Source organism: Phaeobacter sp. 11ANDIMAR09, assembly GCF_001294455.1.
In the GTDB taxonomy this organism is placed as follows: domain Bacteria; phylum Pseudomonadota; class Alphaproteobacteria; order Rhodobacterales; family Rhodobacteraceae; genus Pseudophaeobacter.
Map to the genome: position 1 here is coordinate 255,699 of NZ_LIKT01000003.1, position 10,886 is coordinate 266,584.

9 protein-coding genes are annotated in these 10,886 nt (G+C 55.4%); 2 read left to right on the top strand and 7 right to left on the bottom strand.

Annotation, left to right across the window (positions count from 1 at the left end):
* Nucleotides 1-47 precede the first annotated feature (47 nt).
* On the bottom strand, nucleotides 48-578 hold the full coding sequence (gene ectA, locus AN476_RS04165) for a diaminobutyrate acetyltransferase (protein ID WP_157063672.1): 531 nt from the start codon (nucleotides 576-578) through the stop codon (nucleotides 48-50).
* A gap of 218 nt (nucleotides 579-796) precedes the next feature.
* Here ectA and AN476_RS04170 point away from each other — a divergent pair, with 218 nt between their 5' ends.
* The gene (locus tag AN476_RS04170) at nucleotides 797-1,276 is read left to right on the top strand and encodes a MarR family winged helix-turn-helix transcriptional regulator (RefSeq protein WP_054459703.1); all 480 of its coding nucleotides are present in this window, start codon (nucleotides 797-799) and stop codon (nucleotides 1,274-1,276) included.
* 627 nt (nucleotides 1,277-1,903) lie between these two features.
* Here AN476_RS04170 and AN476_RS04175 read toward each other — a convergent pair.
* The 6 genes from AN476_RS04175 to AN476_RS04200 form a co-directional block, all read right to left on the bottom strand.
* The gene (locus AN476_RS04175) at nucleotides 1,904-3,244 is read right to left on the bottom strand and encodes an MmgE/PrpD family protein (protein ID WP_054459704.1); all 1,341 of its coding nucleotides are present in this window, start codon (nucleotides 3,242-3,244) and stop codon (nucleotides 1,904-1,906) included.
* Between the two features lie 15 nt (nucleotides 3,245-3,259).
* Nucleotides 3,260-4,309: a low-specificity L-threonine aldolase gene (ltaE, locus tag AN476_RS04180; RefSeq protein ID WP_054459705.1), complete on the bottom strand. Its 1,050-nt coding sequence runs from the start codon at nucleotides 4,307-4,309 to the stop codon at nucleotides 3,260-3,262.
* Nucleotides 4,306-4,983: an aspartyl/asparaginyl beta-hydroxylase domain-containing protein gene (locus AN476_RS04185; protein ID WP_157063673.1), complete on the bottom strand. Its 678-nt coding sequence runs from the start codon at nucleotides 4,981-4,983 to the stop codon at nucleotides 4,306-4,308. Before AN476_RS04185 ends, ltaE begins: the two co-directional genes overlap by 4 nt.
* A gap of 142 nt (nucleotides 4,984-5,125) precedes the next feature.
* Nucleotides 5,126-6,025, bottom strand: a complete 900-nt coding sequence (locus AN476_RS04190) for a LysR substrate-binding domain-containing protein (protein ID WP_054459706.1) — start codon at nucleotides 6,023-6,025, stop codon at nucleotides 5,126-5,128.
* 641 nt (nucleotides 6,026-6,666) lie between these two features.
* Nucleotides 6,667-8,631, bottom strand: a complete 1,965-nt coding sequence (locus AN476_RS04195; RefSeq protein WP_054459707.1) for a TonB-dependent receptor domain-containing protein — start codon at nucleotides 8,629-8,631, stop codon at nucleotides 6,667-6,669.
* A 153-nt stretch (nucleotides 8,632-8,784) separates the two neighbouring features.
* The gene (locus tag AN476_RS04200; protein WP_054459708.1) at nucleotides 8,785-9,804 is read right to left on the bottom strand and encodes an MBL fold metallo-hydrolase; all 1,020 of its coding nucleotides are present in this window, start codon (nucleotides 9,802-9,804) and stop codon (nucleotides 8,785-8,787) included.
* Nucleotides 9,805-9,932: 128 nt separating this feature from the next.
* Here AN476_RS04200 and AN476_RS04205 point away from each other — a divergent pair.
* A partial coding sequence (locus tag AN476_RS04205) for a LysR family transcriptional regulator (protein ID WP_054459709.1) occupies nucleotides 9,933-10,886 on the top strand: 954 nt, incomplete at its 3' end.

Below are 10,886 nucleotides of genomic sequence, written 5' to 3' on the forward strand. Positions count from 1 at the left end.
AGAGGGGGCAGGAAGAACTGGCTGGCAAAAAACGGCATACGCATCGTTCAGGCAGCGAGCGCCTGCCGCTTTGTCAGAGGAATAGTGACAAGGTTTTCCGTCTTGTGCCGCTCTTGGAAATGCAGGGCCTGCGTGTAGTAGGGTTGGATGTCCATCTGGCTATCTTGAAAACTCGCGAACCTGCGAAACAAGGACCAGGATGCATTGTTGTCAGCTGTGATTGTGGTTTGCAGGCGGTTTACGTCTTTGCACTGCGATCGCCGCAGAATGGATTGCAACATCATGGAGCCCAGCCCGCGTCCGCGCGCATTTTCAGCCACAGCGACCTGCCAAACAAACAGCGTTTCAGGATCATTGGGCAAAACATAGGCAGAGACCCAGCCCACCATCTCTTGGGACAATTCTGCCAAACAACAGGTGTCTGCGAAATGGTCGCTCTGCAAGAGATTGCAGTACATGGAGTTCTCATCAAGCGGTTTGCAAGCCTGCACCAGCTCCCAAACCTTAGCGCCATCTTCAGCGACTGGCCTCCGAACTGAGGGGAGATCGATGCGCATTGGGTCAATTGGGGATTGCATGTTGGGCTTCTCCTGTCGCTTTGAGTATCGAAGTATCAGGCACCTGACAAAACTTCAACAGTCAAAGCAAAATTACCAAATAATCACGTTATATAGCCGTATTTAGGAATTATATGTCGCAAAATGACCAGTAAATACTTCGAATCCAGAAGCTATTTGCGAATTGAAGCCACCTGACCGCCACTGTATGCTTTGACACCTGAACTATCGGAGATTTCATGGACCGTATCGACAGCAGCCTGATCGCGCTGCGCCGCATCATTCGTACAACTGAGCTGTTTGGACGCGAAATTCGTCAGGCAACGGGCGTCACCCCCGCCCAGTTCCGCGTTCTCCAGATCATTTCGGAGAGTGGCTTTGTGACGGCAAAGACAATTTCAATGCGCATGCAGGTCTCACAAGGGACAGTTACTTCTCTGGTTGATAAGCTTGTCCGGGATGGTCTGGCTTTGCGGCAGAAATCCAGTGAAGATCGGCGACAAATTCATATTTTGCTGACCAATGCGGGGCGGGAAACTCTTGTTGACGCGCCCGACCCGCTACAGCAACGATTTGTACGCAAATTTCGGGCCATGGAGGATTGGGAACAGGCGATGCTGGTCGCCAATTTGGAACGGGTGGCAACCATGTTGGACGCTGAAGATCTGGACGCGTCTCCTGTTCTGGCGACTGGAGAAATTCGCCCCGCAGGCGCCTAGAGAAATCATCAACGAGTGCCTCCGAATACCTAGCGGTTTGTAACGTCCGCAGCCTCACCTGTAGTCAAAGAAACACGCACCTGGTAGAGGTTCCGCGCAATGGACCTCAGCAATTGCTTTGTGACAAAGCCACGTCCCATCTATTCCCGCTTGCCAAGCGTCAGCGCCAAACAAGATCGCGCCCAAACTATTGGCCTGATGCTGCTAATGGGCTCAAAGAAGGGATAGATCGACGAAAATCCGCGATCAAGCACAGGTCCAATCAAGCTCATCGGCTCTCCCTGCCGCAAGCGCCTCCATATCTATATCTTCATCTTCGCCTTCTGCCACTCTGAGAGAAAAACCCGCCACCGATAAGCCATGACTTACACTCCTAAGGGAAGGGTTGCAGTGCGTTGTCGCGCCAGGCACCGACCTCCCTGCAAGCGCGACATCAGGGGAATGATAGACCACGGCCTCAAAGAGATCTGCGATCAGCTCAACACACGCCGCGCAAAGGCTTGAGCTGGAAGACGTCTACCGCTTGGGCTGGTAGACGCCTATCGAAGTATTTAGAGCAAAGATGGTGGAGGAAATAGGCCGCTCCCTTACCCTCAAAGCCAATAGGAGTCGTGGCTCAGGTATCGCTCACCCCCACACAGAATTGGCGTTTGCGCCTCTGTAACTGAGCTGCTCGATCATTGCCCTCAAATCACCGCGACCGGGCAAACCCTCGATACTGTCCAGCAAGTCCTTTGCCCTGCGCCTACCCATGGCGGGTTCGGTCAAGTGCAGGAATTTCCTGCGGATGACCTCGTGGTCCAGCCGCTCTTCGGGATCGCCCTGCGCTTGGGTGATTTCTGACGCCAGTCTGCGCCCATCCGCCAGACCTATATGAGCTTGCGCCAGACGGCGGGCGGGGAAGGCTTCGTTAAAAGCCGCAGTTTCTTCTATTTCGACCATGCGGGCCAAGCGCAGGATATCTGGGTTATTGAGGCCCGGCGTCATGACCTCATCAACGCCGATCGTTCCGGCCACCAGCGCTGCTCCCACCGAAAACGGCAACGAATATTGCGCTTGTTCGGTTGTCGTCGGAATTGCGGTCAGACGCTTGGCTTCGTGGAAGCTTTCGATCCGGATCGAGGTGACCTCGGTTGCGTCAAATTTATGAGTATTTTGCAGGGCCAGGACCGCTTCAGCGGCGGGCTGGGCCCAGCGGCAGACTGGATAGAGCTTGATGTATTGCTCCTGAATGTACCAGTGCTGGCCGATATCACGCCAGATATCCGCAAGATCGTCTGCTTCCATGGTAATCGCAGGGGCGCCAGTGAAGCCCTCGCAGGCCAGATAGGCCGCCGAGACACCCGCCATTGCCCCCCAACCCGAACCATCCTTGACCATTGTTGGGGCATCGATTGTGCGCATCATCTGGCTGCGGGGACCGTGATATTCGGCGATCCCGAGCGCCTCGCGCGTTTGCGCCTCATTCAGCCCCAAAATCCGCGCGCCCATAGCCGCAGCAGCCAGAGCAACCCATGCGCCCGAGGTATGGTAGTCGCAGGCGCTGCGGTGCAGAGCGATGCCCGCGCGGGTACCGATTTCATAACCGATGGTGACTAGGGTCAGAAACTCCTGTGCATCCGTGAGGCCCTCGGCCTGCGCCATTGCGATAGCCGAAGGAATGACGCCGCAACCCACATGGCCTTTGGTCAGCTTGTGACCATCGTGGGCATCCAGTGCATCAATGGTCATGCCGTTCGCCAGTGCCGCACCTGCAGCGCTGGCGGTTTTGCCTTCTGGCCAGATCTGCGCGGCCTGCCCGCCAAACATGACCTGCGCATGGGTCTGAATGATCCGCGACAGGGGGGTCTGAACTGCGCTCATCCCCACCCCCAGCGTGTCAATCAAGCCCCGCACCGCGTCTTGGACCACAGGCGCTGGCAGGTCATCATAGCTGGTGTTCAGGATGAAACGGATGACATCGGCCATGTATGGGTCCTCCTGTTAGCTGGGCTGGAAGTCTTGAAACGCGCTAATCGCCGCGTCGAGCGCGCTGTGGCTGACATCCCGGTGTAGAACCATTCTGATCGCGGGAGATTGCCCTCCGATCTTGATGCCAGCCTGCGCCATATGGCGGGCCAGGCGACTGTGATCCTCGGGCTTTGGTGTCAGGAACACCATGTTGGTTTGAGAGGTGACCTCGCCAATTCCAGTGGCCCGCAATGCGCCTGCCAACCGAGCTGCATGGGCGTGATCCTCGGCCAGTTGCGGCAAGTGATGCTCCAGCGCATAGAGGCCGGCAGCGGCGAGCACACCCGATTGCCGCATTGCACCGCCGAGGATTTTGCGGTTCCGCCGGATCTGGCCCATCATTTCAGAGGGACCAACCAACAGGGATCCCACCGGCGCGCCCAAACCTTTGGACAGGCAAACAGAGACCGTATCGAACGGCGCCGCGAAGGTCGCCGCATCACACCCCAGGGCCGTGATGACATTGAAGAACCGCGCCCCGTCTAGATGCACGGCCAGTCCCGCGTCGCGGGCCACTTTGACACCCGCATCGATCCGGTCCAGCGGCACAACCCGGCCGCCAACACTGTTTTCAAGGCTTAGCAGACGGCTGCGCGCATAATGGGGATCATCGACCTTGATCGCTGCCGCTATGTGCTCAGGGTCCAGACCGCCATCGTCCGAAACGGGCACGGGGTTCATCGCGACACCGGCCAGCACAGAGACGCCCGCGGCTTCGTCGCAAAAAAGATGATAACTGTCCCCTACGATCATCTCGTCGCCGCGCCCACAATGAGCCATGACGGCGGCCAGATTGCTTTGGGTGCCGGATGGGAAGAACACCGCAGCCTCCTTGCCCAGACGTGTCGACAATTCCTGTTCCAGTTGGGCGACTGTGGGGTCTTCGCCATAGACATCATCGCCCAGAGAGGCAGAGATCATCGCCGCGCGCATGCCTGGGCTGGGTTTGGTCAGTGTGTCACTGCGCAGATCGCAGATGCAGTTGGTTTCTGTATGTGCCGCAGCATTCCCGTAAAGGCTCATTCCGTGACCTGCTCGTAAGCAAGAGCGGCAACGATATGAACCCGTTGATGCTCTCCGCCGTTCAGGGCGGTGTGATAGGCGCGTGTATCTGTAAAATACACGGAACCATCGGCCGGCAAGTGGGTCACATGATGGTTCACAATGAATAGTGCCCCAGGGTTTGAGATCAGCGGGATATGCAGGCGTGGCTCTGGGTCACGGTGCCACGAGTTGCAGTTGTACAGGCCTTTCGACAGGATGCGCGTACGCCCGATGGGAAAACGCTTGGTCAGCTCTTCATGCACATGCTCGAAATATGTGCCGCTAAATTTGGGGTTAAACTCTGAAAAGTCGATTTCGGGCACCAGATCCTCGCGCGGTTCTTCAACATAGCGATCATCCGCGCGTAGCCAGTAGCGGCCTGACAAGTCATTAGGGGTCCATTCAGTCTGGCCAGGCCGCTGAGTCAGCGGCAGCGCAGCAAAACCCTGATCCTGCATTCCACCCATAAAGGCTTCGCGCTTTAGGCATTCTTGCAGCGCGTCCTGCAGTTTTTCGATATCGAACTTCAAATTCAGCCGGGCGATGCCGGGGCCGGGAACAAATTCGGCCACCGATTTATGATCCGGCATGGCAGACATGGCGTTCTGTATCAGGTCCACGTCGCTGTCTTCGATCTGGGCCATAAAGGTCATCGGGCAATCTCCCATTCGCGCTGCACTTGATGCAGCCTTATTCGGATCGGGCAATTGTGGAAGTCATTTTCCATCATGACTTGATGACAAAACCGCATCAATATTCCAAACGCGTGAACCGCAAAGGAGATTGAGGTTGGTTTCAAACTAAGCTAGGGACCTTGCCAGCACGCTCTAGAATCCACCTGCGCATGCGCTCAATTCGCGCAACGCCGATTTTGGCTTCTGGCGTGAGTAGAAAATAGGCGCTGCTGGTATGCGCCTCGAACATATGGACCCTTACCAAAGAACCGTTGTGTAATTCTTTTTGGATCAGAATGTCGGGAATGATTGCGATGCCATGTCCGGCCTTGACGGCGTCGATCAGCATTTCGAACTGGCTAAACATTGGCCCAATAAGCTTGCGCGGTAATTTCAGGTCCTGATGTTGAAACCAAATCTGCCAGGACAGTGGCCGCGTCGCGTGCTGCAAAATCCGGTAATCCAGCAAGGTGTTTGGATCCTCGATCGGTTCGCGAAATTGATCCGGGGCCCCTACGGCCACCAGCGTTTCAGGCATGAGCCAGTCGGCGCGATAGCCTGGCCAGCCCTCGTCGCCCTGCACAATGGCAAGATCCACCAGGCTTGGATCAATCTCAGAGTTCTTAAGGTACGTCACAAGATTGAGCACCTGCCGGATTTTTTCAGCCTCGGGCCCCATGATGATTGGCATCAACCAGCGACTGCCCAGGGTCGGGTAGACGCCAATGTTCAGGCTTCCCTCAGCGCTGTCGTGCGACCTGGTTTTGAGGATGGTCAGTTCCAGTTCTTGCAGCAGCGGCGACAGATCAGCGAGGAGTGCTTTGCCTGCGGCCGTCAGCTTGACCCGTTGTTTAGAACGGCTGAACAGCGTTTGCCCAACAAAGGCTTCCAGCGTCTGAATCTGGCGACTGATCGCGCTTTGGGTCACGTTCATTTCCTCCGCCGCGCGCGCAAAACTCTCAGCTTTTGCCGCTGTCTCAAAGCAAAGCATGGAAGTGATCGAAGGAACTCGTCGACGCATTGGCAAGGCTTTCCTATTGGTTGACCTCTTCAGGTTTAGTGTCAAAAACTCACCATGTCACTCCAGTGGTAGATTGTGTGGCGAATTCCCCCCCCAAACGGCCGGATGCGAAGAACGCTCTACGTAGCGGTAAACCATTCACTGAGTTCACAAACCCATGCTATTTTTAAAGGGAGGATTGACGAGCATAGACAGCTTGGTCCGCTCGGCCCATCTCGGAGATAGCAAAAGCGACACCAAAATGTTGCCCTGTCGCCCGAAACTTCCCTCACCTTGATGTAAAGTTTACTCCACCTTTTAAAGGTGGAAACAGGTGCGAAAGAGGCGATCAAACGAAGACCAAATTATTAGGGTGATCTGTTCTTCCGTAAATCGTGCCTTCATTTGTCCACTCTTTTGCTGGGCGGACTCCACACAGATTTGGAGGCGTTATGGGGGTTCTGGTCGCGATGTAGTCAAGTCTCTAGACCGGCAGTGTAAAAAGGCGCGCTCATTTTTCGCGACAAGCTTCGGGTGAACGTGAATTGCCCGTCGCCCTTCGGCCTCAAAATGACCCCATGCAAGACTTTGAAGGACTGAAGGAGCGCTTACACTGTCCTTCGCACCTATCTCTGGCACGGGGTTCAAACTGAAGAAGTCGCTTAGAACTGCGTTGTGAGCCCAACCCAGAATGTGCGCCCGTTTTGGGTGGTGCCGTGGTCCGTGGAGTTTATCTCTGTATCACCCAGGTTGTAGACAGCGGCATTCACAACAAGGTTGTCATTCACCGCGTAGTTCAACCCGACATCAAGCGTCGTGTAGTCCTTGTATTCGGTAACGCCTACAGCGCCGGTTCGGGTTTCGGATACGGAGGTTGCTGAACCGACATAATTTGCCTCGCCCCAGACCGCCAGGTTCGTCACATTTGTTTTCCAATCCAGGCGCAGGCTCGCTTGATGTTCTGGAGTGCGGTTCAGCGCATATCCCGCAAAAATGCCGCTCAACTGTTCTGAGTGGATGTAGGTATAGCTGCCACTAATCTCCATCTCCGGCGTAATCTCATAGCCTGCCGAAAGCTCAAGCCCGCGGTTGCGGACTTTGTCGACGTTTATGTAGCGATAAAGATCCCCCCCTTGAGGAGCGCCGCCAACCGTCACCAGCTCATTGTCGATCTTATTGGTGAAATCGATCTGAAACAGTGTTGCGGTCGCATAGGTTCTGCTGTTGTCAAAGCGAAGACCAATTTCGTAATTGGTACTTTCCTCCGGCAATAGGTCAGGGTTGCCCTGGATTGCATCGCCGCTGCGGCTGCCATTGGTCGGCAGATAGTAGTTCTCATTGGCGTCGCGCAGTTCGGGCGTTTTATAGCCAGTCGAAATCCCCCCCGCCAGGTACAGATCAGGGGACAGAGCATAGGTTGCATAGAGGCGGGGCGTCACCTTGCCTCCAAAGCGTTCGTCGTCGGTATAGCGAGCCCCAAATGTGAGGTTGAGCTGATCGTGCACCTCCCAGAGATCTTCGGCAAAGACCGACCATTGGGCATTGCTGAAAGTGAAATGCTCGGTTGTGGTGGCAGACCCCAGATTTAAATCTGTCAAATCTGCCTGCTGGTACTGCCCCCCAAGCGTGAATTGGTGGAGCCCATATAGGTCCAACTCGCGAGAGGCTTTGACGTCAAAGGTTGTGGTGTCAAATTCGATCACACGACCAACTGATGATGTTGGGGTTTCGCGCTTTGACTCTTCGCGAGATAGCAAAGCCTTAACATCCCATATGCCGACACTGCCGGTGTAGCCCAAGCCCAGTGCGCGGCGTTCGTCGTCGCGAAGGGTTGATATAACCCGAGAACCACGAAGGCCATTGGTCTCATTGGTGGTTTTGGTTTCACCAACAGTCAAAAAGACCTCCTGGTTGGCATTGGGGGTCCATGACAGCTTGGCATTTGTGTCGGTAACATCGCGCTCAGAGGTTTCAGCGCCCACACCCTCTTCACGGGTGAGGCGGCGTCCCCAGATCTGCAGGCCAAGTCGATCTTTGACGATGGGCCCGCTTAGGAAATAGGACCCCTGCCTTTCTGCAGAATCCGCCGCGGCAACCGGGCTTGTGCCCTCGATGGTAACAGAGCCTGTCCAGGCATCCCCGACAGGTTTGGTGATGATATTGACCACCCCACCCAATGCCTCGGATCCATGCAACGAAGACATCGGCCCCCGGATGATTTCAATGCGCTCAATCGCAGCGGCAGGTGGAACATAGAGCTGGTCCAAGCCCCCAGAGCCATTGGTGCGGGACTGGCGAGTGTTCACGCGCAGGCCATCGACCAGAATCAATGTATCTTCGGGGCGCAGACCGCGGAATGTGATGTTGTCATTGTTGTCGACAAAAACACCTGGCTCAGCGGTCACAGCATCTGTCAAATCTGTAAAGCGTTTGCCTTCAATCTCTTCGCCAGTCACGACGCTAACACTGGCGGGTGCTGTCACAGGATCAACGCCAACACCTGCTGCGGACACAAAAATAGGATCGAGTTCAAAAGCTTCTGTTTCCTGAGCGCCAAGCACCTGTGGCGCCACAGTGATCAAGGTTGTAGAAAGCAGGCCCCGAATGGTGGCAGATGTTAAGCGCATAATGTTCCCCAGATTGTAGATGATCTATCTGGGGAACGCTCAGCCACGTCTGCCTGGATTATCGCGAGCTAGATACGTCCAGCGCGATTGTCAGGCAATCTCACCTGGGGCCGTTTAGCATAATTTTACTTATCAACACATGGCTTTTGCTTATCACTCCTCGGATTGGGCCAGAAACCGCTCCGCTTGGGCCAATGCGCAGTGTTCCAATACGTCAAACAAGGCATACCCCCCAGCCCCACGCACAAAGGGATGCGCAGCTTCATTGGCTCGGGATGGCAATTGTGCCAATAGTTTTACAGTGCCGTCTCGGCGCGGATGACCGGATAGGAACACATCAACACCAGAGGCTTTTGCAATCTCGCGCATTTTCTGCGCTGAAGCCGCATAGGTCTGAAAGATCTTAACATCCGGGCCAAAATTAAATCCCGTACCGCCCCACAGCATGGCAACGTGCTGACTGTCGCCATCAGACACCTTCAGGATAGGGGAGATCGTCCCCGGCGTATGGCCTGGCGTGAGGTAGAGGATCATCTCAGAAGAACCGGCGCGCAGTACGTCGCCATCTTCAACAATTCCTCCGGTTCGGGGCGGCGGTCCAAAACGGGGATGCATCCCGAGGGTCGCCACCAGATCCCAATCCTCTCGACTCATCAGGATGTCCACTCCCAATAGCTCAGCGAGATAATCGGCGCCGCCGTAGTGATCCCCATGCCCATGGGTTACCAGGATTGCCGTGATCGCTGAGGGAGAGAGCCCGGTGGCCTCCATGCCTTCAATCACATATTTTTGGGCCTGAGCATCGGTTGTGAGCCCATCAATCAGGACATAGCCCTCTTCGGTGCCATAAAGCCAGGTGGTGGTCGAAGCCGTGCCAAGGAACCATAGATTGTCAAAAACCTGGGTTGCGGGAATATGGGCTGGCTTTGGCCGATACCCGTTTGTGGGGCGGCGTTCGCCTTGCTTGGCATTCGCTGGTTTGCGCTGTTTGGGCAAATTTACATTCCGAATGCGTGCCTCCAGGTCACACAGGGAAGCATAGCCCAGGTATTGTCCCTCTGCGGCCTCCACGCCAAGCCGCGCATGTGCCTGGGCGGCGGACATATCTTGCCCCAGCGCAGGTTGCAAAGTGACCCCAAGCGTGAACGCCGCTGCAACAAATGTTTTCTTCATATCTTTCCCGTCGATCCGATCAGCCCAAGACAGAGCTCTGCGCGCCTCTTTAATCACAAATGGATCTGTAGTAGATCACCTCATGCAATAATTTACCAAAACAGTCGATAAGAGAATCCCATACCTATATGCTAAATGCTTCCAACCTTCTGAACCGCTTTATGTTGCGGGCCAAATTTCGTCACATGCAAATTATGGTGGTACTTGCAGACCTTGGCAGCATGCGGCGCGCGGCTCAGCACTTGAATATGACCCAGCCAGCGATCTCCCAAATGGTGGCAGAGTTAGAGCGTTTGGTGGAGGTTGATTTGTTCCTGCGTCACGCCCGAGGTGTGCGCCTGACAGCCCCCGGCCGCGAACTTCTACCCGCCGCAGAAAAGATCATCTCGACAATCGGCGATGCTGCCGAGCGGGTCACAAATGCCAGTCAGAACGGGGGCGACATTGTACATATTGCCGCCAGTGCCTCCGCGCTGGGGGTGCTATTGCATGGTCGCATGGCCGAGTTTTCAGCCCAGCACCCCAATACCCATCTCCAAATCTCCGCTCTGGACGGAACAAACGCGGGGAGCGGGCCCAAGGAAGCCTCACCTGATCTGATTTGTCTGCGTGAACCCTCGGTCTTGCCTGAGGGGTGGAGTTTTGTACAATGCGCATCTGATCAGCTGGGCGTGGTGTGTCACAGGTCTCATCCATTCGCCCAGAAGGGCAAAGCAAGTTTGCAAGAACTTGGTCAGAGCACTTGGTTGATGCATCGCGTGGGATCAATTGCGCGCAGACACCTTGAGTATTTGGCCGATGAAAACGGATGGGATGAAATCAAATCCTGCCGCATCAATTTGCATATTCCCGAGCTCACGCGTGAAATACTGTCCAGCGGACAGTATCTTGCCCTCTTGCCTGTGAGCGTCTTGCGTCCCTGGATTTCAACTGGAGAGTTCGTCGAATTGACCACGCCTGCAGCCGAGCCAATCGCGCCGCTTGGCGTGCTATGGAAACCAGACCGTGCTGGGGTCAGTACGCGGAAAGTCTTGGAGTTTCTTTCGCAGCGATGTGGATCTGCTGGAAGCATAGCTGAGTTT

Coding starts and splice junctions, on each gene's coding strand:
- ectA (WP_157063672.1), bottom strand. CDS start 578: ATGCAATCCCCAATTGACCCAATGCGCATCGATCTCCCCTCAGTTCGG.
- AN476_RS04170 (WP_054459703.1), top strand. CDS start 797: ATGGACCGTATCGACAGCAGCCTGATCGCGCTGCGCCGCATCATTCGT.
- AN476_RS04175 (WP_054459704.1), bottom strand. CDS start 3,244: ATGGCCGATGTCATCCGTTTCATCCTGAACACCAGCTATGATGACCTG.
- ltaE (WP_054459705.1), bottom strand. CDS start 4,309: ATGAGCCTTTACGGGAATGCTGCGGCACATACAGAAACCAACTGCATC.
- AN476_RS04185 (WP_157063673.1), bottom strand. CDS start 4,983: ATGACCTTTATGGCCCAGATCGAAGACAGCGACGTGGACCTGATACAG.
- AN476_RS04190 (WP_054459706.1), bottom strand. CDS start 6,025: ATGCGTCGACGAGTTCCTTCGATCACTTCCATGCTTTGCTTTGAGACA.
- AN476_RS04195 (WP_054459707.1), bottom strand. CDS start 8,631: ATGCGCTTAACATCTGCCACCATTCGGGGCCTGCTTTCTACAACCTTG.
- AN476_RS04200 (WP_054459708.1), bottom strand. CDS start 9,804: ATGAAGAAAACATTTGTTGCAGCGGCGTTCACGCTTGGGGTCACTTTG.